Raw genomic sequence first — 26,632 nt, forward strand, 5'->3', positions numbered from 1 at the left:
AAAGGTGTGAGTCTATTGCAATTGGCTGCGCTTCAAGATGTTATGTTCGGATATGGCGATGTGCCTTGCTTGGAAGAAGCTACAATCGAAATTCGTTCTGGCGAATTTATTGCGGTCACCGGTCCGAACGGCGCGGCGAAGACGACATTACTCAAGCTGGCGTTAGGTTTGCTCCAACCTTGGAAGGGGGAGGTTACTATTGCCCCTTATAATTCTGAAGGTAACAAGCGAGTCATTGCTTATGTACCGCAGCAGATATCCGCCTTTAACGGCGGTTTTCCCAGCAGTGTTCAGGAGTTTGTCCGATCCGGTCGATTTAGTCGGGGGAAATGGTGGAGCAGACAGAAGTCCGAGGATAAAGAAGCCGCCGATGAAGCGCTTAATCAAATGGAAATGTGGGAATATCGTCATCGGAAAATCGGTGAATTGTCTGGAGGACAAAAGCAGCGAATATGCATAGCCAGAGCTTTGGCGATGTCTCCGGATTTGTTCGTGCTGGATGAGCCAACCACAGGAATGGACAAAGATAGCAGAAATCGATTTTACGGATTAATGCGAGAGCAAGTCAGTGGAAATGGCCGAACGGTGCTCATGGTTACGCACAACATGAACGAAATTGAACATGAATTGGATCGGATTATAACGCTGGAAAGAAAGGAGGAGAACGCTTGGAAATGCTGCACTACGACTTCATGCAGAGGGCATTTTGTGCCGGCGGGCTAATTGCATTGGTGGCTTCTGCGCTAGGTGTCTATTTATTGCTTAGGCGCCAAGCTTTAATGGCGGATATGCTGTCTCATGTGTCGCTGTCCGGCGTAGCTGGTGGAGCGTATTTACATATAAATCCGACTACAGCCGGATTTATCGTTGCGGTCATTGGCGCCATTGTCGTTGAATATGTCCGAAGAGCTTACAAAACGTACAATGAAATATCCATCGCCATCATCATGGTAGGGGGATTATCGGCTTCTGTTATCTTAATGGGGATGAATAAATCGGTCAATAAAAGCTTCACTTCGTATTTGTTCGGCTCGGTGGTTGCGGTCACTCGTTCGGATTTGATGCTCATGCTGGCTGTGGCTTTGACTGGCTTATTCTTTTTTTATTTTCTACGAAAACCGCTCTATTTATTGGCTTTTGACGAAGATACAGCGAGAACGAATGGGTTACCGGTTTCGTGGATATCTCTTTCTTTTAGCATCCTGACAGGAATGATTGTTGCCGCCGCGATGCCGATTGTCGGCGTGCTGCTGGTTTCTTCATTAATTGTATTACCTGCCTCATTAGCCATTAGGATATCACCAAACTTTACTGCAGCGATATTCATTTCCGTGGGGATCGGTTTGGCTGGCGTGTTTATGGGATTATCAGCTTCATATGAGCTGAGCACGCCTCCAGGAGGTACAATTGCTTTCATTCTGCTTCTGTTTCTTATTATCGGCTTATCGTTTCAAAAAATAATTTATCTCTTCCGTTCGAAATCAAAAGTCCATGTTCGAGCATCGGAATTACCCGTAACTCACAGTATGAGCGTTGGAGCTGATGATTGATCTAAACTGGGATACGAGAGAAGGGTATTCATCATACATCACTATAATGGAGGTCATGAAAAACATGAAACGTTGGTTAACATCATCATTAGTTTTAGGTGCAGGTTTGGCATTGATTTTATCCGGCTGCACTAACAATGCGGAAGAGTCTGCTGCAGGTAAATTAAAGGTCGTTACGACGTTTTATCCGATGTATGAATTCAGCAAGCAGGTGGCAGGGGATCATGCGGAGGTGATTGCGTTAATACCTACCGGCGTGGAACCTCACGATTGGGAACCGAGCGCAAAGGATATGGCTCTTCTGAAAGAAGCGGACGTGTTCGTCTATAACGGTATTGTAGAAGGATGGGCGGAGGATGCGCTTACCAGCGCCTCAAACGATAAACGCATTGTTGTGGAAGCAACCCATGGATTACCTTTAGTCGAGGGAGAAATAGAAGAGGAACACGAACACGAGGAGGAACAATCTGGTGAGGAAGGTGGTAACGAAGAAGTGGTACATGGATTAGATCCTCACGTATGGCTAAGCCCGGCGTTGGCCCAGGATGAAGTTTCGGCCATACAAACGGCTCTGGTGAAAGCGGATCCCGCGAACGCAGACGATTACAAGAACAATGCCGAAGCCTATATCGAGAGACTTAAGGAACTTGACCAGGCGTATAGAGATGGATTGAAGGATACCAAGAGAAAGGAGTTTGTAACTCAGCATGCAGCATTCGGTTATTTAGCTCAGGAGTACGGATTGAAGCAGATTCCGATCGCGGGCTTGTCCCCCGAACTGGAACCTTCGCCAGAGGAGATGGCCGAAGTTGTCGAGTTTGCCAAGAAGCATCAAGTAAAAACGATTTTTTTCGAAACGCTGGTCGAACCGAAAGTCGCTCAAGTTGTTGCGAACGAAATAGGTGCCAAGACGGATGTACTCAATCCTCTTGAAGGTTTGACGGATGATGATCTCAACCATAATCGAGACTACATCACCGTCATGCTGCAAAATCTTGAAGCGTTGCAAAGAGCGCTAAATTAGAAAAATGCATAAGAGAAAAGAAACCGGAATAGGCCGGTTTTTAATTTCAATAATAATCGTAATTATTACGATTTAGGTGATGACATGCAAACAAAGAGAATACCTGTAACCGTACTTAGCGGTTATTTAGGCGCTGGGAAAACGACAGTGCTTAACCACGTGCTGAATAACCGCGATGGCTTGAAGGTGGCTGTTATCGTAAATGATCTAAGCGAGGTCAATATTGATGCAGCACTTGTAAAAGATGGAGGAGGTTTATCCAGAACCGAAGAAAAGCTGGTCGAGATGTCTAACGGCTGCATCTGTTGTACCCTCCGGGAAGACTTGCTTCGTGAGGTAGAGAGGCTCGCGCAAGATGGACGTTTCGATTACATCCTGATTGAGTCGACGGGTGTCGGAGAACCTATTCCAGTCGCGCAAACTTTCACGTATAGCGATGAGGAACATGAAATCGATTTAACGAAGTACTGCCGCCTAGATTGCATGGTGACGGTCGTCGACGCCTATCGATTCTGGCATGACTTTTCCTCCGGAGAATCTCTACTTGAACGAAACGAGGCCGTAGGCGAAGACGATACGCGAGATGTCGTTGATTTGCTTATCGATCAGATTGAATTTTGCGATGTACTCTTGCTTAATAAATGCGACATGATTAATAGGAGCGAGCTTGTGCAGCTAGAAGCCGTACTTCGAAAACTGCAGCCTCGGGCGAAGCTGATCAAGATCGTGAACGGAAAAGTCCATCCAGCGGAAATATTGAATACGGGATTGTTCAACTTTGACGAAGCGAGTCAATCTGCCGGTTGGTTGAAGGAAATGGAGAAGTCTGTTCATATGCCTGAAACAGAAGAATATGGCATCTCTTCGTTCGTCTACGAACGCGTAAAGCCGTTTCACCCAGGACGTTTGATGAAATGGATGCAAAATTGGCCCGTAGAAGTCGTTCGCGCAAAAGGGATTATGTGGGTCGCCAGTCGTAACGATGTAGGCCAAAGTATTAGTCAAGCTGGCCCTTCAATTCAATTCGGACCGTCAGGTTATTGGGTTGCCGCATTACCGCCGGAAGAGCAGGCGTATTATTTGCAAGAGGACCCCATGCTAAGCAGCAACTGGTCAAAGGAATTCGGTGATCGCATCAACAAAGTCGTCTTTATCGGAATCGAAATGGACAGAGAGAAGCTTACATCTGCTCTCGATGACTGCCTGTTAACCGACTCCGAGATGAATCGTGATTGGAAATTGTACCAAGATAACTTGCCAAATGCGATTGAAATCAAACAAGGACACCTTTGAGGGTGTCCTTTTTGCTTATTCGAATGCTTCTAGCTTTATTAAGGCAACCGCGTAAGAGCCCGGTTTCCTCAATCTCACGATTCCTTACATTTGCTTCGTCTTAAACAGCGTATTAATCGATCCGCCGTTATTAATAATTCGGAGCGCAGTTGCGAGAAGCTCTGCCATTGGAAGTACTACGAACTTATCCGAATGGTTCGGGTCAATTGCGATGGTATCCGTAATAACGACCTTTTTTATGTAGGGATGCGATAACTTCTCGAGCGCATTTTCCGAGAACAACCCATGTGTTGCGCAAATATAAGCGTCATTCGCGCCTCTTTTATGCAGCGCCTCAACAACGTTCACAATCGTACCACCTGTATCGATTAAATCTTCAATAATAATAGGAGTCATGCCTTCGACTTCACCGATAATATGAGTGATTTTCGTCTTATTGTGAGCAGGGCGGTTCTTAATCATAATTGCGAAAGGACAGTCCATATAGTTCGCAAGCTTCTCAGCGGTTGTTGCCCGACCAGCATCAGGTGAAACAACTACCGGATTTTTAATGTTCATTGACTTCAAATAATCCGTAATGAGATCCAAAGCGGTAATATGATCAACAGGGATATCGAAGAAACCTTGTATCGGATCGGCATGAAGATCAACCGTAATGATGCGGTCAGCGCCTACTGTTGTCAGCACATCGGCTACGAGCTTCGCGGAAATTGGTTCTCGCGGGGCTGCTTTCCGTTCCTGACGAGCATAGCCATAATACGGCATAACGATATTTATCGTTTTGGCTGAAGCCCGTTTTGCAGCATCAATCATAATCATGAGTTCGACTAAATGCTCATTTACGGGATGAGACAAGGATTGAACGATATAGACATGAGCAGAGCGAATCGATTCGATATAACGTAGGCTGATTTCACCGCTTTGCAACCTGGAAATCTCAATGTCTCCAAGAGAAACATTAAGCTGCCTGCATAGCTCTTCCGCGAGCGGGAGGTTCGATGAACCGGAAAATATTTTTACATTTTGCATCCACTGGACTCCTCCTAAAACCGATCTGATAGCTACATTTTGACGAGAAACTCAAGGTGTTTTGATCCACATAAAAAACAGAGCATCTTTCAAAATATACAGTTAGTCCCATTATATCCTTTCCCTAAGAAAATACAAAATTACCCGAACGATTTGGATGAGATAAAGAAAAACATTTCATTCGAGGAAATAATGAGGAACATAGGCGTTAAGGATAAGATTTGTTGAGGATTCTTACTGCTCTAAGGAAAGACTTAGTTACAGCGACTGTTAATACTTGCCAGACGATTTATTTGCGCGGCAATGAACTTTTTGCGCTTCTGCATGCTCTTAGCTATGAAAGGGGAGAGAACTTGATGGTAAGCCGTCTTGTCAGACAAGCTAAAAAAGGAAATAAAGATGCACTACTACAACTTATCATGGCCGACCGGGACGCTTATTATCGTCTTGCCTATTCCTACATGGGGAACGAGCATGACGCGATGGATGCGATGGAGGATATGATCGTCACGCTCTATGAGAAGATCGAGCAATTGCAGAAGAGGGAAGCGTTCTACAGCTGGAGCAAAACCATCCTCGTCAATCGATGCAAAGCGCTGCTCCGCAAGAACGGGAAATTTCAGCCGCTGGAAGAGGAACTCGATGCGTCGGTGCCAGCATTAACGGAAGCCGATCCGTACCGGAGTACGGAAGCCGAGATGGACATGCAGACGTTGCTCGCCCACTTAAACGCGCAGCAGCGGGAAGCGATTGAGCTTCGTTACGTGCATGACTTTCCCTATCAGACGATCGCGGATATGACAGGCGTACCGTTAGGCACGATCAAGTCGCGAATTTCGCTGGGCATGCAGAAATTGAAAGACATCATTGGAGGTGAGCGCTATGAATACCATTGAAGAGAAATTCAATCATCATAAAGAAAACTTGAATCAGATCAAAGCGCCAAGTGAAATGGAGGATCGGCTGCGGCAAGCGCTTTATCGCGTCCCGGCAAAGAAGCGAAAGCTTAAACGGGCATTGTCATGGAGCCTATCGGCAGCTGCTGCACTATTGCTCTTCATCTTGACGTACCAGTACCCGGCCTTCGCGTATTACGGGGGCAAGCTGCTGAATCGCAGCGAGCTGACCTCGCTTAGTTTCTCCGAAGTCGCCGATCGAGGCTATGGACAAACCATCGGCAAAAGTACGACGCTCAAAGACGGCACCGTCATTACCGTTAACGGCGTAATCGCAGACGATAATGAGTTTCTGATGTATTATACGATTGATCTTCCGGAGGGCAAGACGTTTAAGATCGAAGATTCCAGCCGGTTTGGTATCAATAAAGTAACAGGTTTTCTGACGGATTCAAACACGACGGAGGGTGGCAGCGGGTACAATAAGGATCGGACCCAGCTGCAGGGCGTCCAAAAATTCGAGCCGGTCAGCCCTTTCTCGCGAACATTAAAAGTCGAATTCTTCGAGTGGTTGGACATTGGCAAGACGAAGGTGTATCCAATCTCGTTCAAATTCGAGGCGAATAAAGCGATGAAGAGCATCCTTCGAGCGGAAATAGCGACATCCGTGCCCGTCGACGAAGGGATGGTGGTTTACGACTCGATTACGGCTTCACCGACTTCAACGGTGATTAAAGGGCACTACGAGATGAACGATGGCGAACCTCCGAGATATCCGGGCACGATGAAGCTTATGGTGAATGGGGTTGAAGTGAATTCATGGGGAATGAGATCAAGCGCATCGCGCGAGAAGGGCATTACGAATTTCGAGCTCGGTTATGACGTGCTGCCGACCGACAAAATCGAAACGATTGATATCGTACTTGAAAGCTTCACAGGATATCAGAAGGTGACGGAACCGATTTCGCTTACTTCGCCTTCAGATCGATCGATCCGAATCAACACGGAGAAGTTATTCATTCGAAGCGTCACCAAGACTGCGTCGGGTTATGATATCGTCATAGCAAAAGCCCAGTTTACGCAGCTCGACACCGACCGGCTATTCGTGCAAGCCGGAGGCAAGCGCATACCGGTCGATGCAATTTCGAAGGCGCGTCCATGGGATTTGGGGAACAATAACGTGTTCTGGGAGCAGACGTATTCCGTGACTACGAGGGATAAGCCGGAATTTCTTCTGTTAACCGGCTTCCACTATATCAAGCCATATAAGAAGACGATTTCAATTCCGATCGACGCCAAGAAATAGAAACTAGCGCCGAACAGAAGGGGCAGTCTGCCAACGGCAGCTGCTCCTTCTTTTGATGCAAGTGTTAAGACCTATTTACGAACTTGTCGTTTATTTGAAAATGAGATACTATTTTCATTAAGTGTAACAATTGATTTAATCATATAATATCGTGAGGGATACGCAGTGATTGTAACAAAGACGAAGCGTGGAACCAATCTTGAAGATGTGCAGGAAATGAATCGTTCATTGATTATTCGTCTCATGCGAAGAAGGTCGGTATGCTCAAGAGCAGAATTAACACAGGCATCCGGACTCAATCAATCGACGATTACAAATATAATTAACGAGTTAATTAGTTGGGGGATTGTCGTGGAGACGGGTGTTATCGACGGCAAGAAAGGACGGCGTTCCATCGGAATAAAGTTAAATGGCGAACCTTATAAGATCATTGGGATCCGTCTCGCTAGGAACACGATAACTGTTGCCTTATTCGATTTGGAGGGAACCGAGTACAGGAAACAGCAAATTCCTATCCATAAAATGGACGGTTCAGCTAATGCCTTCAATCGGATGAAGGAAATGATTGGGGATATGATAGAATTCAATTCGATAGGACAAGTCGTAGCGATTGGCGTGGTTACTCCCGGACCGCTACTTCGTGATGAAGGTCGGATCGGTCTAATGACATATTTTCCGGGATGGGAGAAAATTAACATTCAGGAAGAATTAATGAATGAGTTCGCACTGCCTGTCTATATCGAACATGATGCCAAGGCAGGAGCTCTCGCGCACTGGTGGTTCGGCTCGTCTCATCAAGACCATGGCGTAATGATCTATGTGGCCGCAGGTCAAGGCGTTGGAGCAGGAATTGTTATCGACGGCAAGGTCTTCCGAGGATCACTCGGCATGGCAGGCGAAATCGGCCATATGAGTATCGATTACAACGGACCGCTGTGCGAATGCGGCAATAGAGGCTGTCTTGAATTATATTGCTCCACCTCAGCACTGCTGCAAACCTTAAAAAAAGAATATCCTTCGCTTGAGTCAGTCTGGAAAGAAATAAATGAGGATAGGAGCAGCGAGACGAAGGAGGCGGTTAGACAGGCAGCATGGTTTCTTGGTTTCGGGCTCGTAAGCATAATTAATACATTTAATCCGGATCGGATCATCCTCGGGGATGAGTTGGCAGAAGCCGGGGATTTAGTTCATGATACGGTGAAATCGGTCATTAACGAATATGTACTGCCCGAAATATCGAGAAAATTAACCATAGATCTTGCTTATGAAGACAAGGACACCATGCTGCTCGGCTCGGCAATCGTAGCGATCGAAAGTATATTGGACCTGCCTTCCAGCTACTTGAATCTGCAAAATGAAAAGTAAAGCAAATTCATATTTCCTACCCAGTCTGTGATTGTGATCACGGGCTTTTTTTTATGAAGTGGATCTCGAATTATCACTTGATTAAATCAATTAATATATTTATAGTAACAATATAATTGATAATATTAAAACATATTGAACAAAGGGAGGGCGCAGCATGTCGTTTCTGATGGGGATTGATATCGGAACCTCGAGTGTGAAATCCATGGTCATGGAACATTCAGGCAAAATACTCGGATTTGCGCAAATAGAGTATGACATCAATATTCCTATCTCAGGGTACGCCGAACAGAACCCCGATGAATGGTGGGAGTTGGTTAAAAAGACTAGCGCTCAAGCGTTAAACAAAGCTGGCATAAGCGGCAGGGCATTGGAGGGCATTGGTTTCTCCGGTCAAATGCACGGATTGGTGGTACTCGACAAAGATGCTCAAGTGCTTCGCCCATCCATCATATGGTGTGATCAGAGAACGATAGCTCAGAAAGCAACATTGGAATCCATGGTTACGATGGAACAGCTGGGAGATATGATTCAGAACCCTGTATCTACCGGATTTATGATTCTCTCGTTGATGTGGATCAAAGAAAATGAACCTGATATCTACAACCGAATCGACCGAGTCATGTTGCCGAAGGATTATGTACGTTACCGATTGACCGGTGAAATCGGAACGGATACGACGGATGCCTCCGGTACCTCGCTCTTTGATACAGCATCTCTTCATTGGTCGGAATCATTACTTGCAATAGCAGGTATGGAAAGTAGAATGCTTCCGCCTGTAGGGAAACCGTGGGAGATTGCAGGTTGCGTTACGAGAGAAGCCGAATCCGAAAGTTGCTTCATAGCAGGTACTCCGGTTGTATACGGTGGGGCTGACCAAGCCATGCAAGCAGTTGGAAACGGTATCATTAATTCTGGGGACATCTCCGTTACTATCGGAACCGGAGGACAGTTGTTCACTACCATCGATCAGCCAGTCTATGACAAGAGGCTTCGAACGCACACTTATGTTCATGCCATTCCAGACCGGTGGTATCTGTTGGGGGCGACGATGAGTGCTGGGCTATCGTTAAAGTGGCTGGCTTCGCAAGTGCTGAAGAGTAAGGATTACAAGGCGCTTGACTTGAAAGCGAGAGAGATTGCCGCGGGAAGTGAGGGGTTGCTGTTCCTGCCGTATTTGACCGGTGATCGCACTCCTCATATGGATCCGCAAGCAAGCGGAATGTTCTTCGGACTCACGCTTGACCACCATGAGGCACATCTGATCAGAGCAGTGCTTGAAGGAGTTTGTTATTCACTTCGTGACGGCGTTGAAATCATCCGTTCTCTTGGTGTTGATTTGAGAAGGATCATCATATCCGGTGGTGGCGCGAAGAGTCAGCTGTGGAGCCAGATTCTTGCTGATATTTTGAACCGTGATGTCTATGTAAGCACCGTGGAAGAACAGGCATGCGTAGGAGCGTCGATTATGGCTGGAGTAGGTGTGAGCCGATTTGATTCCGTCGAACAGGCTTGTAAAACGGTCGTCAGGCTGCATGAACATCCTGTTCAGCCCAATCTTGGGAACCAGGCAGTTTATGACCGGAATTATGCCGTCTATCGCAAGTTATATGAGCAAAATCGGGAGCTCTTTCCTATTTTAAAAAATAGTACAAATGCGAATGGAGTGTCAAAATAATGATTCATGCGACGGATGGAAGTAATTATATCGAGCTTAAGAATAAGAAGACTGAACAAACCCTGACCTTCGGAACCATCAAAGCACTAACTGTTGGTGTCCTTGTGAGAGGCGGAGAAAGTAGCGAAGAGCTGCTCCGTATTCAAGGCGATGATGAAATTGAAGTGATTCGCATCCATTCTGGAGAACAGACAGAGGGTAAAGGACTGTTACTCTATGCTGACTTCTATACGGACGCTAAAGAAAGACCATTGACGTTATCCGTTCCTTGGCAAGCGATCGGCGCAGGGGAGCATGATCTTCTTTTGCGTTATAGCGGTCATATAATCGAGCTGTTCGTAGACGGAGTATTGGTTGATGAGGATTGGCCAATGGGATCCGTTCGATTAGAGAATGCTAGAGCTCAAGCATATGATGGGACACTGGAAGCGAAAATATGGCCATATGCCTTGACTGAAGTAGAGCGAAATAGCCTCGTCCAAGATAAGCAGCTTCTTGGGAGCCGGGAGACGTTGTACCTTGGAACTGAGCCTGACTCCATCCAGTATTGGAAACCGAGAGGGTTCAATACTGGCGTCGGCGATTGCATGCCTTTTTTCGACGGGGAAACGTTCCATGTCTATTATTTGTTTGATCGGCGAGGCCATGCCAGCAAATGGAGCCTAGGCGCGCATCAATGGGCACATATTTCTACGCAGGATCTGAAAAACTGGACACATCATCCGATGGCTGTTGCTGTGACGCAAGAGTGGGAAGGATCGATTTGCACAGGTTCTGTATTTAAGGAGAATAACGTTTATTATGCTTTCTATGCTGTGCGTGCGGTGGATGGCTCTCCAGCTCAGCTCACCTATGCGGTTAGTAATGACGGTATTCAATTCACTAAGACGGAGTCATACATAAAACTCTCAAACCGATATTTGTTATCCTCCGTCAGGGATCCGCATGTCTTTAAGGATGAGAGCGGCATCTACCATATGCTGATTACGACAAGCCTGGTGGATGGTGTCAAACATGAGGGATGCCTCGCTCATCTTGTCTCAAGCGATCTGCAAAATTGGCAAGAGGAAGAACCGTTTATCGTTCCGGGTTACCATGGTGAACCGGAATGCTCGGATTACTTTGAATGGAACGGTTGGTATTACCTGATTTTCAGCAATGATGGGCTTGCTCGTTACCGATATTCCAAAAATCCGTTTGGGCCATGGCTGCGTCCTGCGATGGATACGATTGACAGCGTTCAGCTACGGGTACCCAAGACAGCAGCCTTCTTGGGAAGAAGACGAATAGTTACGGGTTTTCTCTCTGGACCGGGCCGATATGGCGGCGAATTAATCATCCGAGAGCTTGTTCAGGAAGAGGGTGGATCGCTTGGACTTAAGATACCTGCTGAATTCGCCGATTTAACAAGCCATGTGGTAACACAGAAAGAAGCGCTCCTATCTATTACCAATATAAATGGATTCTCCGAGAGGACAATTGGAAAAGTAGAAGGCGATTATATTCTGACCTTCGAAGCGGTTCCAGAAAATTCAACAATGTATTACGGATTTTCCTTAGCAAGTGATTCCGATTTCAAGCAAGGAAACGATATCCGGTTCGAGCCTTCAAACAATAAGCTTGGCGTACATGATACGGTCTGCGTCGGTTTCCAAGAGGATGAGGTTTCGTCCATTTATCATGTGCATGGATTAGATAGGCGCGTCCATGTAGAGGCGACCGTAAAGGAAGGTTTCATTGACATTTGTATAAACGATAATCGTACATCAATTAGCCGGATCCATAGAGAGCATGCCTATTTGCGATTCTTTGCTCAATTCGGAACTGTGAGCTTCCAAAACATCACGATTCGATCCATTCAGAATAGGTAAATAGGCGTTGAAGGCTACCGAATTGATAACTCGGTAGTCTTGTCCCCAACACTATTCAATTAATTTAGTTATGTCGAGTGACAAGAACATTGACCAAATGAAGTCCGCATAAAACGCGGACTTTTTTAGTTATCGGATCAAGTTCTTGTCATTTTTTGATGACAAGAACAATGTCTATAGGCGTCTTGGCAACTTCATACGAATCGATCAGAAGCGGCGAATTGTAAGAGGACAAGAAAATATATGCATACAACATCCTTATCTTAGTCGGTGATAAGTCACGAGTAAGTAGTCCCATCAGCACATTGAAACCTGATTTGCTCATGGTAAAATTTAGGTGATGAACAGAACGAGAGGAGAGGAGAATCATGATGGTAAAACGATCTCTGCGATTCATGATCATCATCTGTCTGCTGGTTGGTTTGACATCTGTATCTGTATCCAACATAGCGGTTGCTGCGGAAATTCCGGTGCTACAGGTTGATGGAGGGGCTTTTCATACGATCGCTCTTCAAAATGACGGTACAGTATGGGCATGGGGAAATAATTGGGACGGCCAGCTCGGCATTGGAAGTAAGACAGGCAATGTCACTCCCATTCAGGTCAAGAGCGTTACGGATGTGGTCGATGTAGCTGCAGGCAGTTGGCATAGTTTAGCCCTCAAGAGTGATGGAACCGTCTGGGCTTGGGGAAGCAATTCCAATGGGCAACTCGGTGATGGGAGTACGATAGACAGGGATACACCTGTGCAAGTGCAGGGTCTCGATGAGGTCATCGCCATCGATGCGGGGCGTGATCATAATTTGGCCCTCAAAAGCGATGGAACCGTGTGGGCGTGGGGTAGTAACGACTGGGCCCAGCTAGGCGACTGGACTAATATAGACCGCCATATCCCCGTTAAAGTGATCACGCAAGATTTGGTAGGGCACAATCTCAATTCGGTCGTCGCGATCGCTGCAGGCGGTGAACATAATTTAGCACTTAAAAAGGACGGGACCGTCTGGGCATGGGGATCCAATGGTACAGGCCAGATTGGCACTGGCCCGCTATATGAAATGACGAATCTTACTCAAGTACCCAACCTCAAATCGGTGATTGCCGTCGCAGCTGGGATCGATCAAAGCCTGGCACTCCAGAACGATGGGACCGTATGGGAATGGGGGGGATTTCAAACTGAAACGGACGGTTCACAGGGCTACAGAGCAGATCCGCCATTTCAGGTGCAAGGTCTTCATTCGGCAGTCGCCATCGCTGCAGCAGTTGATCATAATTTGGCCCTCAAAGACGACGGAACCGTCTGGTCTTGGGGGAATGGCGGACTAGGTGACGAGAGTGCAGATCCTCCGGTTCAGGTGCAGGGACTCCGTTCGGTAGACTCCATCGCCGCAGGACATCTCCATAATATGGTTTTCGAAAGCGGAACACTCTTGACATGGGGGGGTAATCTCTATGGTCAACTGGGAGACGGAACCATGACAGACCGTGATGCTCCCGTTCAGGTTGATCTGAATCAAACTGGCTTTTTCCAGCTTTCTGATTCCAAATCTTATGAAAAAGGTGGGTCCCTTTTTGAGTATTCGTTATATTACGGATACATTTCTTCATCTGGACAAGAATTGAGTGGGTCTTGGAGCCCTTCCATGGGTTTCCACGGAACCGTAACGGTCTCCATGCTTTCCCCAGCGGGAGTAGATTATGACCTTAGTCTGGCGACAGTTGGAAAAGACACTCTATCGCCAGGAGAAACGGGGGAAAACCCGGATGGTACCGAGTTCAGTAAATCGGTTGTTCCTCGAGATGGCGCTGCCGTGTGGAAGGTAAAGGGTCATTCGGACAACGATTATAGTCAGAATGAGAAAGTTCTCGTTTATGTGGCCATTCAGTATGACAACCACTGAAGCTGCGTTCGCGAAATGTCCTGGTGACAAGAACATTAACTATTAAAGCCGCGAAAATCGCGGCTTTTTGCATTTATCTCATCCCCGAAATGAATTTAAATAACTTGTTATGCTCAAACAAATGAATCAATACATTTTTATTGTAAAACGATAAATTAAGTGATAAAATCAAAAATGAGGTGAAAAAGATGAAAAAAGAGACGCTCTTTTTAAAAGTTGTTCTGGTTGTTATGGCAATCCCTGCATTAGTGATGTGTTTTTATGGACTCCCTGCGATGGCGCATAGTATGATGCCGGATTTCCCGGATATTAAAGTTTATCTTTCCGCTTTGGCTGCGTATGTGGCGTCTATCGCGTATTTATTTACGCTACTTCAGGCATTTAAGCTTCTTAGGTACATCGATAGAAATACCGCTTTTTCGCAAACCTCTGTTATAGCGCTTAAGAAAATAAAGCGAGCGGCGGTTGTCGTATCACTCATGTTTGCTTGTAATCTCCCGCTTTTCTACTTTGTAGCTGACGGTGCAGAAGCACCGGGCGTCATGGTCATGGGGCTATTTACAACCTGTGTGCCAATCGTAATCGCAGTATTTGCCGCAGTCCTAGAGAAACTGCTCAAAAACGCGATCGAGCTCAAAGAAGAACAGGAGTTGACCGTATGATAGTGATTAACATTGACGTCATGCTTGCAAAGCGGAAAATGAGCGTTACTGAGCTTTCGGAGAAAGTCGGCATTACAATGGCGAACCTGTCGATACTTAAAAACGGAAAAGCTAAAGCCTTTCGAATCTCAACACTCGAATCGATCTGCAAAGCACTCGATTGCCAGCCTGGAGATATTCTCGAGTATCGGCAGGATTGAATAAATATAAAAACCCGTCGTACGTTCGACCGATTCAGGAGGGAACGGGAAATCGTTTATAATAAAGTTACAGTTATGGCAGCCGATCGGAGGATCAGCTGCCGTTTTTGCAAATTCAATTTACTTCATTGGGAGGATAAACATGAAAGACTTATTGGGAAAAGTCATATTAATTACAGGCGCCACCTCGGGCATTGGGCGTGCGACTGCCGAATTACTTGCATTAAAAGGAGCCAAAGTCGTCGTTAACTATCGTTCAGACGAGAATCGCGCAGTGGAAGTCGTTAACCATATTCGGGAAATAGGCGGGGAGGCCTTGTCCGTACAAGCCGATGTTACCCAAAAAGAACAAGTCGAAAAGATGGTTGAGCAAGTCATTTCAACCTTCGGGAAGATAGATGTTTTAGTCAATAATGCTGCAGGGGGTGTACGTCAAAGTACTTTTATGGATGCCAGCGAAAAATTATGGGAAGAAAATTATAAATTGAATATCATTAGCGTCCTATTGTGTTCACAAGCAGTATTAAAGCACATGATTCCAAAAGAGAAAGGTAAGATAATAAATATTTCCTCAACGGCAGCCCGTTACGGTGGAGCGGGAGAAAGTATTCATTATGCTTCTGCCAAAGGAGCATTAAATACGATGACAATCGGAATGTCGCGAGAATTAATAGAATACGGAATCATTGTTAACGGAGTTGCACCAGGTGTGGTCGATACGCCGTTTCATCAAAAATTTGCGCCAGAAGACGATCGAATTGCCCGAATGTCTACCTCCATACCCATTAAACGAGTAGCACAGCCCATTGAGATCGCGGAATGTATAAGTTTTCTTTCATCAGATGCCTCGAATTACATATTAGGAGAAATCATAAATGTTAGCGGTGGTCGATGAGTCATTATTGGCTTAAATATAGAGCATCTTCAGGGAATGTCTGTTGCCATTATTGGGGCGCCATATTTTCTATATCTCTTAGCTACTGCAAATGAGCGTTCGCGCATGGGGTGACGCAGGCGCAGGGGCTGCGCGCGCCGTCGTGTTTCGAGTAGCTGTAAACTTGCCGGAAGAGAAGACGCTTGGATCAACACCGGCAAATGCAACAAGCTTTATTGCGTGATCAAATCGAACGATTTCTCCGACCTCAGCCAGAATTGTTGCAGCAATGCCGGTGCCGATGCCGGGTATCGATTGGATCAACTTATACTCATGTAATTCTGCAGCCAGAGCATCTATCGACTGATTCATATATTATGTAAGCAACCAAGGTGCAATTGCCTCCGGTGTCGGTTGACAAGTGCTTATATACTTAAGAAGCCGCGTGGTTGCGGCTTTTTTCATTTTAACGATACAAGTACGAAGAAACGGCAGCCAGCGTAGTGGTTGCCGATTTCTCATCTAACGGGTAGTTCATCTTTGTGATTGTCGTTTTGCTATTCACTCTATGCTCCAGTCAGCAGCGATTGTCGGCAATTGCATTACCGGTATGTCCACAATAGAAATGTGCATGCGGTGTCAAACCATCAACCGTAGTGCAACCTTCGAAATAATGATAATGACCGCCTCCGGATAGCGGGAGGGCAGGGCCTGTCGTACCTTTAATCGTGTGCTTATGTCCGCTGTTTACTGAAGTTACCGTGCAGTAATAGTGGCAATGCTGTACGCCGGAAGGTGCAGGTTCCGTTGTGCCGGCATATTGATGATGATGACCTATTTCCACAGAAGTGACTCCTGAGAAATCATGTACATGCATCGGTTTGCCATCCCAGCTGGTTAAGTAGAGAATGTGAGTATGGTCCTCATCGGAATAGCCGTTATGCACAATGAAACCGGTAATCGGGATATCCATCGTTCATTCATCTCCTTTCAACTTATCATTCTATATTTATATGACAGAGAGAGGGAGAACTCTTCAAGGCACACGCGGGATTTCGATATAATTAGAGATTCATCAGAAGAATGTACATCTTTTATGAAAACGGCGGAGTTTTCCCGGCTTTAAGAGCAGCGTCAGAAGTCGGAAATGCCAACCACGTATTCAGCGATACCGCAGAGTGTAAGTCCCCAAAACACCTTTATACTCAGGAAAAACCTGATCTAAGACAGCTTGGAATTGCAGTTTGACTTGAGTGTAGAGATCCGTAGAGCGTGGTAGATCCTCTATCTAATGGGAATTAAAGGTAATCCTAAAGTAGCGTCGAATACTTTTTTAATATCGAATATTTGGAGGTTGATAAAGATGGAATTAAAGGTTGAGCGTTTAAATGTTGAAATGGCTGATATTTCAGGGTCTCGGTTTGAAAAGGTAAAAGCAGAGGAACTAAATTTTAATAATGTCAATTTGGCAAGAACGCAAATTAATAATGTAAATATGAGTGGAATGACTTTAAATGATGTTAATATGTCTGGATTTAAAATTTCGGACGCTAATTTGAGCAATCTTGAAATTTCTGAAGTTCAAATGGGTGGAGCCTATATACATAACATTGGTATCCCTAAAGAAGGAGATCCCCATTACAATCCAAAAACCGCAGGTCAGCCAATAAGATTTGAGAATTGTGAACTAAGGGGTAGCCAGATTTCAAACTGTGACCTTAGCAATGTAGAGATATTGGATTGCGAATTAAAAGGTATGAGAATAAACGGGATACTGGTAGAAGAACTTATAAAAAATTATCGGAGGAATCAGCAGACAACCTAACACTTCGTGTGCGACCGGACTGGGTGGTTCTCTCCGATTCGCAAAATAGGTAAGGAAGGTTTCGCGTCCCGCATGCCTTCCTAGTCATTGGGGTACCTCGGACTCAAGCAACGTTGGGTCTGGGGTACCCTTTTTCGTTTTAAGGTAAATTATGTCAAATAATTCTAAGCATATCCGTTGCAGGGGACGATACAGGAAGAAAGGAGGTTGGAACGGATGAAGAACAGGGTAATGATGTATACAAGAATTGTGTTGGCTTTCCTAATGGCAATGACCGCCTTGGCGGCATTTATTCCAATCGGTCACGCTCGAGGTGAAGGAACGATGCTCAAAACGGGCAATTATGTCTATAGTGTCTCTCCGGATGGAGGCAATTCACCGGATCTGCTATCGACCGGTCTGATGGCGGCGGCGAAAGGCGTATTGTACGACGGCACAACCGCCTATGCAGGCTGGATGGGGAAAGCGAAATCGCCGATGACGGTGCATGTGGTGATCGACTTGCTCAGGGACTATCCCCTTGATCAATTGCGTGTGGTGATGAACTCACCGAACAAATACTGGGGCTTCAAAGATATGACCGTCAAATACCGACCGGAAGCGGCAACGGGTTATTACATCGCAACCAGGCATATCAGACAAGGCAGCGAGCTGAACTATACGGTCAACGTGCCGATAGCGGGCGTGACGGCCAGGTTCATCGTGCTGGACATCACACGCACGCAAGCCTTTCAGCATATCCCTCTGACGGAAGTTGAAATCATGCAAGGCAGCGGCACGCCGGGGCAAAATCCGAAGCCCTCGTTCACCGCGGAACAGCTAAAGGCCGAGCTGAACAAGGACGCCTTGCTGGTGGACCGTTACGGCCAATGGATGATCGATGCTTGGCCAGGTAAAATCACCTCCGACGCGCAGTTACGTCAGAACTATACGGACGAAGCCGCCGCCTTGGCGAACGTCGCATATGACCAGGCAATCTACGATTCTTACGGCGGCATCAAGCGTATTGGGAAATACGAGAGTACCGGCTATTTCAGGCTGGAGCAGGTCAACGGCAAATGGTGGTTCATTACGCCGGACGGGTATCCTTTCTTATTAAAAGGGGTGGATGCCGCAAGTTTATGGGAAGCTGGCTACAAGACGCCGACGCAGAAGCCGGACGGCACGCCAAGGCAAATTTTCGAGCAGCTGCCCGACCGGATGCTCTACGCGCCGGCTTATACCAAGGACGAGAACGGCGAGTACGTCAGCTTCATTGTCTCGAACGTAATGAAGAAGTACGGCAGCGATTACGAGGCAAAATGGGGGGATATCACGCGCAAACGCCTGATACAGTGGGGGTTCAACGCCTTCAGCAAGTGGACCAAGCCGAAAGGCGTCACTTTTCCGTACGTTCAGGTGCTGCAGGACCCTGCTAACTTGCGAAGAATCCTATGGTCGTACGACATGTTCGATCCTCAGACCGCGCCGATCATCGAGAGTACGCTAAAGACGCAGCTGCAAAACGCGCGCACCAGCAAGTGGTTAATCGGATACACCTACGATAACGAAGCCGGCTGGACAACCGATATCGTCAAAGAGCTGCTGATGTACGGGGCGGATTCTCCGGCGAAGGGCGCCTTCATCGATTATTATGCCACGCGACACGGCAGTCTCGATAACATCAATATGCTGCTCGGCATGAACGCCGTTTCGTTCAACGCGCTCAAGGACACTCCGATCGCAATCACCAAGGTATCCCCTGCGGACGTATCCGGCTTTATCACCTTGGCATCCGAGACGTATTACGCTATGATCCGCGACATCCTGAAGCGGAATGACCCGAATCATTTGTTTCTCGGCTCCACGATCGTCCCTACTTGGCGAACGAGCTTGGATTGGGATCGGGGGGCGATGCCGTATGTCGATGCCTTCTCGGTGGACAGTTATACGAGGGATGGCAGCTGGATGGACGAATACGAGGCTTTCGGGAAGCCGCTGCTTAATCTCGAGCATTCCTTCGGCTCGTCCGACCGCGGTTTGTCATATATCAGCGCCCCTACGAAGACGACCAGTACCGTTGAGCGGGGAGTAGCCTACCGGGGATTCGCGGAAAGCCAGGCACAGAATCCGCTGTTCGTCGGCTCAGGCTGGTATGCCTATTTCGATCAGGCCGTCACCGGACGCGTGGACGGAGAAAGCTACAATATCGGACTCGTCAATCAGCAGGATCAGCCATACACGGATATGGTCAGCATTATGAAGATGGCTCACGCGGGATTGGAAAACATCCATCTGTACGGCATTAACCTCGCCGACGGTGCTGCAGTCGCGGCCAGTTCGACCCATGTTGCAACGCTTGCGCCCGCTAACGCGGTCGACGGCGACGGGGCGACGCGCTGGGGCTCGAACTATACCGACGACGAGTGGATCTATGCCGATCTCGGCGCGGTCAAGACGGTGAACCGGGTTTATCTGAGCTGGGAGGCAGCCTATGCGAAAGCCTACAAGATCCAAGTATCGAATGATGCCAAGACCTGGACGGATGTATTCGCGACCACTTCCGGGGACGGGGGGATCGACGATATCTCGTTCTCAGCCAAAAGCGCAAGATATGTACGGATGCTGGGTCTGAAGCGGGGTTCGGCTTACGGGTACTCGTTATGGAGGTTTGAGGTATTTGCTCCGACTTCTGGTTAGTGGAACTGAAGTGAGCGGAAATAAGGGAAGCCATTTTTTATACTAAGCCGGAGCTGCAAAGTCCAAGACTGCTGCTGTTTAATTGAACAAACGTTCCCCGGTAGTTGTTCGAACAATTAATATCAACTTCGTCATAGAATAGACTAAGCTGAGATCAATCGAAGCATACGACATGTAATTATTAATTGTCGGGTGACAAGAACTTGATCTCATTCCCGACGAATGGCAAGGAATCACATCGCATATTGAAGACAGCCAGAGACAACCGATAACAATTCGTTCAGCTAACGGGCAGAATATCGTAGCATTAAGTAGTTGGCAACGTATAGAGTTATACCTACATCTTTTGGAAAGTCGTTGTATGAGGCAAAACTGTCACAGCAGCAGTAAAGCCTTTGGAATGAAATTAAGAAGCGGAGTGATATTTGATAATGAAAGATGCCGGAAATGGTGCTTTCATAGGCGTTGGAATTGCTTTAGGTTCGTCTTTTGGTGTCGCATTTGGAGCAGTATTCGGTAATGTAGGTCTTGGACTTGTATTTGGATTTGTAGTCGGATTAGCAATCGCTTTGTTTAGAAATAACAAAAATAAAGATTAGTAATTAAGGTAAACTATTCACCTAATTACTAGAAAATGTCGCTAATTTATCGAATAATTATTTTGGCCATAATCTATTTCAATATATTGAATAACGAGGTGCTAAATGAACAGGATTGAAGAATTTTTTAAAGAAATAGCTAATGGAGATTTAAACAAAATAAGATTATTTATTGAAAATGGTGTTGATATTAACGAAAAAGATGTAAACGGCCAGACGGCACTAATGGTTGCAGTTATGAATAATTACCCAGCAGTAGTGAAATATTTGCTTGAAAATAAAGCTGATGTAAATGCTTATGGCATTCATACTGAAGACAGAAATCCTATAAATTATGCTTCTGCTAATGGCTTACTTGATGTTGTTAAAGTATTGCTTGAATATGAACCAAATATGAAGCTTCTAAATATTTATGGCGGAACTCCATTAATACCTGCTTGCGAACAAGGTTATTATGAAGTGGCAAAAATACTGTTAGAAAAAACAGATGTAGAAGTTAACCATATTAATAAATTAGGATATACCGCTCTGCATGAAGTAACATTTCGCCCTAACAGAGGGGGAAAATATGCAGACATAACAAATTTACTAATTAAACACGGTGCAGACATTAATATTAAAGATAAAAACGGAAAGACTCCTTTGGAAATAGCAAGAAAAAATGAATTAACCAGTATAGTTGATATTTTAGAAAAAACAAATAATTGATTTTTGAATTCTAGTAGGAAATTGCGTATTGAGTAGTACAAATGCAATGTGGCTCCCGGCAGTGATGACGTACATAGATTCGGGCTTTAAGCTAACGGGCACGATAGCTCAATAACTCTTAGAAGAGGCAGCCACGAAATCAAAGAACTGCAACAATATGTGATAGCGTAGTGGAAGTTTACAGTAAAAAGTTTAAGACTGAGAATCAACGATAAATGAAACGCCAATGCATTTTGCCTTGGCGTTTTTCTAATTCGCGAGCACTTTTGAAATGGACAGAGAATAAGTAGGCTCTTAGCTGCTCTCGAACACTTCCGGTATTGGTTTTCTGTGAAAAGCTTTGATATCTTGAAGCGGAGGGAGCCCGAATAGCCGGCGGTATTCCCGGTTGAATTGAGCTGGACTTTCGTAACCGACTTCCAGCGCCGCGGCGGTCGCATTCGCAGAGCCGTTCAGCATAAGGCGTCTCGCCTCTTGGAGGCGAAGCTGTTTCTGATATTGCTGGGGAGCCATCGTTGTGACAGCTTTGAATTTATGATGAAGTCCGGAGACGCTCATCTTGGACGATCTTGCCACCTCTTCGATCGTGAAGGTTCTGTTGTAGTTCTCCTTGATCCATTCAATGGCTCTGTTGATCCCCTCGTTCTGTTGATCCATGAATACGCGTTGGACAAACAAGTGACCGTGATCTCCGGTAAGCAAGCGGAAGATCATCTCGCGCTTGATCAGCGAAGAGAGAAAACGGATTTCCACTTCAGGTTTCCCATGCAACTCCAACAGCCGGATGAATAGAAGATGTAAATGGTCATCGGATTTACCTACGTAGGCGCCAGGGCCAAGATTTCGGTCGAGCGGCTTCACACCAATACCGGAATCCGTCATGACAGAAGCAATTTCGTCTGCCGTTATATCGACTCGCAAGCCGAAATACGGCGATTGCGGAGTAGCTCCGACAACCTGGCCGGAAGCGGGTATATCAATTAGCGAAACCAAATAGTCGCCTGGACCATAATAAATCGTGTCCTGACCGAGATGGAGCTTCTTAGCGCCTTGTAGAATCAGGCAAAATGAGGGGGTAAGGACGCCGGGGACTATCGCAGTCGGCTGGCTGCGCCGGACTATAGAGAAGAAGGGGACTGATGTCTCCGTACGACCTTCTGCGAGATTGAAAGCAGCTGTCATCTTCAATAATTGGCCCAATTTCGTATGCATGGGAAAGCCCCCCTTATCTAATGTTCCTCTCCAATTATACGCTGACTTCATAAAGATCGCCATCATGAATATCTAATCGTTTGCAATATGATTTGCAGGATTGAGCAAATTATAAGCAGAAATGAACTACTTCCCGGTGTCGTTTCGCGTCATAATGAGCGTAGCACATGAAAGGGAGGTTATCCTCTTGAATGAACATTCGAAACGGATTGTTTTGACGATGATCGTTGCCTGTCAGCTGATGATGGTGCTCGACAGTTCCGTATTGGTTACAGCATTACCCGAAATTGGTCGCACGCTGCATCTGTCTACAGCTGCTTTGACTTGGGTGCAGAACAGTTATATTTTAGCCTTCGGTGGGTTCTTGTTGTTAGGTGCTCGGGCTGGGGACATCCTAGGAAGGAGAAAAATATTCAGCGCTGGGATCGCTTTGTTTTCGCTTGCATCGATACTAGCTGGCTTGGCACCGTCCTCTTCGCTTCTGCTTGCGGCTCGCGCTCTCCAAGGATTGGCCGCTGCAATGGCGACGCCGTCGGCGCTAGCCTTATTGTCTGTCAACTTCTCGGAAGCCCGGGAACGGATGAAGGCAATTGCCGTTTACAGCGGCACAACGGGAGCCGGAGGCAGCGTCGGCCTGATTATCGGGGGATTGCTGACTGATGTGATCTCTTGGCGTGCCGGGATGTTCCTTAATGTTCCGATTGGCATCGCGCTGCTCCTTTTGGCGCCCCGATATTTGCGGGAGACAGAGACGAAAGCTGGCCGTCTGGATATACTAGGAGCCATGACATCGGTAATCGGCATGACGGCGCTGGCATTTGGTTTTGTACAAGCCGCGTCTGTCGGATGGATCGAGATAGAGGTTTGGGGCTCGCTTGCTCTGGGTGGAATCTCACTGGCGGCATTCGTATGGATAGAAGCGCGAGCGAAAGAACCGATTACGCCGCTTCGCCTCTTCGCGAGCAGAATGCGTTCCGGAGCTTATTTGGGTAGGTTATTGCTCATTTGCGGGAATTATCCGATTTTTTTCTTCGTTCCGCAGTTTCTACAGCATGTCCTTCACTTCAATGCATTGGAAGCTGGGCTTGCAATCATGCCTTTCACGGTCGTTCAGTTCGCAATGATGTATGCCATGCCTTTGCTCGTAACCCGCTTCGGAAATGTAAAAGTATTAATCGCCGGACTCGGAATCGCGATCGCCGGAACGGGCTGGCTCAGCTTCGTTTCTGCGGATTCGAGCTTCTTCCCTGATATGTTCTTCCCGTTAATCGTGATGGGGGGCGGGGCCGGTATGATCTTCCAACCATTCACGACGTTAGGCTTGTCACACGTGGACGCCAAGGATGCGGGAGCGGCGTCGGGTATGGTCAATGTCGCTCATCAGACTGGCGCGTCGCTTGGGCTTGCGGTTCTAATTGCCGTCTTTGAAGCGGCGAACAGGGGGGCAGCTCCGTCAATCGCATCTTTTGCCCATGCAATATCAGTTTCAATCTGGGGTTCGGTCATTTTCTTGACTGCCTCACTCGTTGTCGTCTTGATCTTACTGCTGCCAGCGGATAAAACGAACGCAGCGCGCCGTCGTGCAGGAACCAGAACGATTTTCACTAAGGGACGAGTTAGTTAAGTTTACGGCGGTTGAATCGAATAACCGAACAAACTGACGATTTAGTTTTCTCAAGAATGGTTCGCTTATTCGGAGGCGGACAGTTTACGTTAATTACGAGTGGGTTTTCGAGTATGATGCAGATTGCTAATATACACGATTGACATCTGAATTCTGACTGGCTACAATTACAATAATTAGGAAATGATAGAAATGAAATCAATGAATGAACAAAATATGCTACATTTCGTTCAGAGAGGGATGTTTCGGTGTGAAATCCTACGAAACTTAGTATGTTGCCGGTTCAGGAGTGCGGTTAATGCCCGCCGGTTTGACTCGTTATAGTCTATTGAGCTGATTGTATCGCTAAATGCGAAGACAATAACTTGGGTGGTACCGCGATTAATTCGTCCCAATCTTGGGGCGTTTTTTTGTTGTCTAAAATTGTGAAAAGGAGAAATATCAATGAAACTGTATACATCTGAAGAGATTAGAGAGAAGTATATTCAGTTTTTTCAAGAAAAAGGTCATGCCGTCATTTCTAGCGATTCCGTTATACCCGATAACGATCCCACCGTATTGTTTACGACAGCGGGCATGCACCCGCTGGTACCCTATTTACTTGGAGAGAAGCATCCATCCGGAACGAGGTTAACCAATGTTCAGAAGTGTATACGTACTGTGGATATAGATGAAGTCGGTGATGATACCCATTGCACCTTTTTTGAGATGATGGGCAACTGGTCACTTGGCGATTATTTCAAACATGAATCCATTTCGTGGAGCTGGGAATTCGTCACTTCGCCGAACTGGCTCGATATACCCAAGCATAAAATTGCGGTTACTGTATTCGAAGGAGATGATGATGCTCCCCGTGATCAGGAGTCGTACGAGATATGGTGTGCATTAGGTCAATGTGAGGAAGAGATCTTCTTCTTGCCTAAAGCCGATAATTGGTGGGGGCCAGCAGGTCAAACAGGTCCTTGCGGTCCCGATACGGAAATCTTCATTATCTCGGATAAAGAACGTTGCGGTCCTACATGTTCGCCAGCATGTGGATGTGGGCGTTATGTTGAATTCTGGAATAATGTATTTATGAAATATAATAAAACGGCGGAGGGAACGTTTGAACCGCTTGATCAAAAAAACGTCGATACGGGAATGGGCTTAGAGAGAGTGCTAGTCGCTTTGAATGGAGGAACAGTCTATGATAGCGACCTGTTTACTGCGATATTCTCACGAATTGCAGAACTGTCTGGGACGGCGTACGAAAATCAACCCAAAGCGTATCGAATTGTTGCGGATCATACCCGCACGGCAGTATTTATCCTTGGTGATAATCACGGCATTACTCCGTCTAATGTCGACCAAGGCTATGTGCTGCGAAGATTGATTCGCCGAGCTGTTAGATTCGCAATGCAATTGAGTATTCAAGAAGGCGGTCTAGCGAATATCGCTAGCGCTGTGATTGACAAGTACGAGCTAATATACCCAGAGCTGCAAAGCAATCGCGATAAAATTATCAGGGAACTCCAGGCGGAAGAAGCTCGTTTTCAAAAAACGCTCGCGCAGGGACTTCGTGAATTCGATAAGCTTTCGATTTCATTAGTAAATGGTCAAATAGACGGTGCAGCTGCATTCAAACTTTATGATACGTATGGGTTTCCCATCGAATTGACCATGGAACTGGCAACAGAGCGTTCCATCGCCATCGATCTGGAAGGATATCTAGAGAAATTTCAGAAGCATAGAGAGTTATCTCAAGCCGGAGCAGCCCAAAAGTTTAAAGGCGGTTTAGCAGATAATTCTGCACAGACGGCAAATCTGCATACGGCAACTCATCTTTTGCATGCTGCACTACGAAAGGTTCTCGGAGATGAGGTGGCGCAAAAGGGCAGCAATATAACGGCTGAGAGACTGCGCTTTGATTTTTCGTTCCATCGTAAAATGACTGAAGAAGAGATCGTGGCAACCGAGAGTCTGGTCAATGAAGCGATTGCCGAAGGCGTCGGGATTACGTTCGAAGAGATGACGCTTGAAGATGCACGTAGAACAGGGGCTATTGGTCTATTCGAGAGCAAGTATGGCCAGATGGTAAAAGTCTATACGATGGGCAAATTCTCCCAAGAGATATGCGGCGGTCCTCACGCGGTGAATACGGCTGATCTTGGTACTTTTAAAATTGTTAAGGAAGAGAGCTCGTCTTCTAGCGTAAGGAGGATAAAGGCAGTACTTGAAAGCACGGATGCTTTACGCTAACGGATACGATAGCACAAATAAAACAACAGGTTTGAGTCACGCATACCGCGGGTATAATGGTTGATGATTTCACGATGCCGATCGTTTATCGCGACGACATG

Annotated in this window: 22 protein-coding genes and 1 pseudogene; 19 read left to right on the forward strand and 4 right to left on the reverse strand. The window is 46.4% G+C overall.

Annotation, left to right across the window (positions count from 1 at the left end):
- The first annotated feature begins 15 nt into the window (after positions 1-15).
- From BM412_RS09605 to BM412_RS09620, 4 genes are all read left to right on the forward strand, one after another.
- The gene (locus BM412_RS09605; protein WP_091216832.1) at positions 16-723 is read left to right on the forward strand and encodes a metal ABC transporter ATP-binding protein; all 708 of its coding nucleotides are present in this window, start codon (positions 16-18) and stop codon (positions 721-723) included.
- Positions 669-1,550 (forward strand): metal ABC transporter permease, encoded by an 882-nt coding sequence (locus BM412_RS09610; protein WP_091216835.1) that lies wholly within the window; start codon positions 669-671, stop codon positions 1,548-1,550. Before BM412_RS09605 ends, BM412_RS09610 begins: the two co-directional genes overlap by 55 nt.
- Before the next feature lie 64 nt (positions 1,551-1,614).
- A complete protein-coding gene (locus BM412_RS09615) occupies positions 1,615-2,574 on the forward strand; it encodes a metal ABC transporter substrate-binding protein (protein ID WP_091216838.1) in 960 nt (319 codons plus the stop codon).
- A gap of 84 nt (positions 2,575-2,658) precedes the next feature.
- On the forward strand, positions 2,659-3,867 hold the full coding sequence (locus tag BM412_RS09620) for a GTP-binding protein (RefSeq protein ID WP_091216840.1): 1,209 nt from the start codon (positions 2,659-2,661) through the stop codon (positions 3,865-3,867).
- Between the two features lie 84 nt (positions 3,868-3,951).
- On the opposite strand, the gene BM412_RS09625 is transcribed toward BM412_RS09620, so the two are convergent.
- Positions 3,952-4,896 carry a ribose-phosphate diphosphokinase gene (locus tag BM412_RS09625; protein ID WP_091216843.1) on the reverse strand — a complete coding sequence of 315 codons (945 nt, stop codon included), beginning with the start codon at positions 4,894-4,896 and terminating at the stop codon, positions 3,952-3,954.
- Between the two features lie 353 nt (positions 4,897-5,249).
- Here BM412_RS09625 and BM412_RS09630 point away from each other — a divergent pair, with 353 nt between their 5' ends.
- The 9 genes from BM412_RS09630 (at position 5,250) to BM412_RS09670 (ending at position 15,667) form a co-directional block, all read left to right on the forward strand.
- Entirely contained in the window at positions 5,250-5,792 is a 543-nt protein-coding gene (locus tag BM412_RS09630) for an RNA polymerase sigma factor (RefSeq protein ID WP_091216845.1), read from the forward strand.
- Positions 5,779-7,098: a DUF4179 domain-containing protein gene (locus BM412_RS09635; RefSeq protein WP_091216848.1), complete on the forward strand. Its 1,320-nt coding sequence runs from the start codon at positions 5,779-5,781 to the stop codon at positions 7,096-7,098. Before BM412_RS09630 ends, BM412_RS09635 begins: the two co-directional genes overlap by 14 nt.
- Positions 7,099-7,263: 165 nt before the next feature.
- Positions 7,264-8,463, forward strand: coding sequence for an ROK family protein (locus tag BM412_RS09640; RefSeq protein ID WP_091216850.1), 1,200 nt, complete (start codon positions 7,264-7,266; stop codon positions 8,461-8,463).
- A gap of 157 nt (positions 8,464-8,620) precedes the next feature.
- Positions 8,621-10,141, forward strand: coding sequence for a xylulokinase (xylB, locus tag BM412_RS09645; RefSeq protein ID WP_091216853.1), 1,521 nt, complete (start codon positions 8,621-8,623; stop codon positions 10,139-10,141).
- The gene (locus tag BM412_RS09650; RefSeq protein WP_256256217.1) at positions 10,141-12,012 is read left to right on the forward strand and encodes a glycoside hydrolase family protein; all 1,872 of its coding nucleotides are present in this window, start codon (positions 10,141-10,143) and stop codon (positions 12,010-12,012) included. Before xylB ends, BM412_RS09650 begins: the two co-directional genes overlap by 1 nt.
- Before the next feature lie 368 nt (positions 12,013-12,380).
- On the forward strand, positions 12,381-13,910 hold the full coding sequence (locus tag BM412_RS09655) for an RCC1 domain-containing protein (RefSeq protein ID WP_091216856.1): 1,530 nt from the start codon (positions 12,381-12,383) through the stop codon (positions 13,908-13,910).
- 188 nt (positions 13,911-14,098) lie between these two features.
- A complete protein-coding gene (locus BM412_RS09660; RefSeq protein WP_091216860.1) occupies positions 14,099-14,572 on the forward strand; it encodes a DUF2975 domain-containing protein in 474 nt (157 codons plus the stop codon).
- The gene (locus BM412_RS09665) at positions 14,569-14,772 is read left to right on the forward strand and encodes a helix-turn-helix domain-containing protein (protein WP_091216862.1); all 204 of its coding nucleotides are present in this window, start codon (positions 14,569-14,571) and stop codon (positions 14,770-14,772) included. The genes BM412_RS09660 and BM412_RS09665 overlap by 4 nt, the downstream gene beginning before the upstream one ends.
- A gap of 142 nt (positions 14,773-14,914) precedes the next feature.
- Positions 14,915-15,667, forward strand: a complete 753-nt coding sequence (locus tag BM412_RS09670; RefSeq protein WP_091216865.1) for an SDR family NAD(P)-dependent oxidoreductase — start codon at positions 14,915-14,917, stop codon at positions 15,665-15,667.
- A gap of 144 nt (positions 15,668-15,811) precedes the next feature.
- Here the strand turns inward: BM412_RS09670 and BM412_RS09675 are convergent.
- Positions 15,812-16,018: pseudogene (locus tag BM412_RS09675) on the reverse strand (transposase); the annotation flags it as partial.
- Positions 16,019-16,223: 205 nt separating this feature from the next.
- A complete protein-coding gene (locus BM412_RS09680) occupies positions 16,224-16,619 on the reverse strand; it encodes a YmaF family protein (RefSeq protein WP_091216867.1) in 396 nt (131 codons plus the stop codon).
- Between the two features lie 390 nt (positions 16,620-17,009).
- Between BM412_RS09680 and BM412_RS09685 the strand changes: the two genes are divergently transcribed.
- The 4 genes from BM412_RS09685 (at position 17,010) to BM412_RS09695 (ending at position 21,457) form a co-directional block, all read left to right on the forward strand.
- Positions 17,010-17,471 carry a pentapeptide repeat-containing protein gene (locus BM412_RS09685; protein ID WP_091216870.1) on the forward strand — a complete coding sequence of 154 codons (462 nt, stop codon included), beginning with the start codon at positions 17,010-17,012 and terminating at the stop codon, positions 17,469-17,471.
- 216 nt (positions 17,472-17,687) lie between these two features.
- Positions 17,688-20,150 (forward strand): discoidin domain-containing protein, encoded by a 2,463-nt coding sequence (locus BM412_RS09690; protein WP_091216873.1) that lies wholly within the window; start codon positions 17,688-17,690, stop codon positions 20,148-20,150.
- A gap of 431 nt (positions 20,151-20,581) precedes the next feature.
- Positions 20,582-20,749: a glycine zipper domain-containing protein gene (locus BM412_RS32085; RefSeq protein ID WP_177245742.1), complete on the forward strand. Its 168-nt coding sequence runs from the start codon at positions 20,582-20,584 to the stop codon at positions 20,747-20,749.
- Positions 20,750-20,854: 105 nt separating this feature from the next.
- On the forward strand, positions 20,855-21,457 hold the full coding sequence (locus BM412_RS09695; protein ID WP_091216876.1) for an ankyrin repeat domain-containing protein: 603 nt from the start codon (positions 20,855-20,857) through the stop codon (positions 21,455-21,457).
- 294 nt (positions 21,458-21,751) lie between these two features.
- Here the strand turns inward: BM412_RS09695 and BM412_RS09700 are convergent, their stop codons facing one another.
- Positions 21,752-22,669 carry an AraC family transcriptional regulator gene (locus BM412_RS09700; protein ID WP_091216879.1) on the reverse strand — a complete coding sequence of 306 codons (918 nt, stop codon included), beginning with the start codon at positions 22,667-22,669 and terminating at the stop codon, positions 21,752-21,754.
- A 187-nt stretch (positions 22,670-22,856) separates the two neighbouring features.
- Between BM412_RS09700 and BM412_RS09705 the strand changes: the two genes are divergently transcribed.
- On the forward strand, positions 22,857-24,293 hold the full coding sequence (locus BM412_RS09705) for an MFS transporter (protein WP_256256220.1): 1,437 nt from the start codon (positions 22,857-22,859) through the stop codon (positions 24,291-24,293).
- Between the two features lie 444 nt (positions 24,294-24,737).
- On the forward strand, positions 24,738-26,531 hold the full coding sequence (locus tag BM412_RS09710; RefSeq protein WP_091216882.1) for an alanine--tRNA ligase: 1,794 nt from the start codon (positions 24,738-24,740) through the stop codon (positions 26,529-26,531).
- The last annotated feature ends 101 nt before the right edge of the window (positions 26,532-26,632 follow it).

This window comes from Paenibacillus sp. BC26 (assembly GCF_900116125.1).
GTDB classification, from domain to species: domain Bacteria; phylum Bacillota; class Bacilli; order Paenibacillales; family Paenibacillaceae; genus Paenibacillus_Z; species Paenibacillus_Z lignilyticus.

Coding starts and splice junctions, on each gene's coding strand:
- BM412_RS09685 (WP_091216870.1), top strand. CDS start 17,010: ATGGAATTAAAGGTTGAGCGTTTAAATGTTGAAATGGCTGATATTTCA.
- BM412_RS09635 (WP_091216848.1), top strand. CDS start 5,779: ATGAATACCATTGAAGAGAAATTCAATCATCATAAAGAAAACTTGAAT.
- BM412_RS09615 (WP_091216838.1), top strand. CDS start 1,615: ATGAAACGTTGGTTAACATCATCATTAGTTTTAGGTGCAGGTTTGGCA.
- BM412_RS09620 (WP_091216840.1), top strand. CDS start 2,659: ATGCAAACAAAGAGAATACCTGTAACCGTACTTAGCGGTTATTTAGGC.
- BM412_RS09665 (WP_091216862.1), top strand. CDS start 14,569: ATGATAGTGATTAACATTGACGTCATGCTTGCAAAGCGGAAAATGAGC.
- BM412_RS09690 (WP_091216873.1), top strand. CDS start 17,688: ATGAAGAACAGGGTAATGATGTATACAAGAATTGTGTTGGCTTTCCTA.
- BM412_RS09625 (WP_091216843.1), bottom strand. CDS start 4,896: ATGCAAAATGTAAAAATATTTTCCGGTTCATCGAACCTCCCGCTCGCG.
- BM412_RS09710 (WP_091216882.1), top strand. CDS start 24,738: ATGAAACTGTATACATCTGAAGAGATTAGAGAGAAGTATATTCAGTTT.
- BM412_RS09670 (WP_091216865.1), top strand. CDS start 14,915: ATGAAAGACTTATTGGGAAAAGTCATATTAATTACAGGCGCCACCTCG.
- xylB (WP_091216853.1), top strand. CDS start 8,621: ATGTCGTTTCTGATGGGGATTGATATCGGAACCTCGAGTGTGAAATCC.
- BM412_RS09650 (WP_256256217.1), top strand. CDS start 10,141: ATGATTCATGCGACGGATGGAAGTAATTATATCGAGCTTAAGAATAAG.
- BM412_RS09680 (WP_091216867.1), bottom strand. CDS start 16,619: ATGGATATCCCGATTACCGGTTTCATTGTGCATAACGGCTATTCCGAT.
- BM412_RS09655 (WP_091216856.1), top strand. CDS start 12,381: ATGATGGTAAAACGATCTCTGCGATTCATGATCATCATCTGTCTGCTG.
- BM412_RS09695 (WP_091216876.1), top strand. CDS start 20,855: ATGAACAGGATTGAAGAATTTTTTAAAGAAATAGCTAATGGAGATTTA.
- BM412_RS32085 (WP_177245742.1), top strand. CDS start 20,582: ATGAAAGATGCCGGAAATGGTGCTTTCATAGGCGTTGGAATTGCTTTA.
- BM412_RS09700 (WP_091216879.1), bottom strand. CDS start 22,669: ATGCATACGAAATTGGGCCAATTATTGAAGATGACAGCTGCTTTCAAT.
- BM412_RS09660 (WP_091216860.1), top strand. CDS start 14,099: ATGAAAAAAGAGACGCTCTTTTTAAAAGTTGTTCTGGTTGTTATGGCA.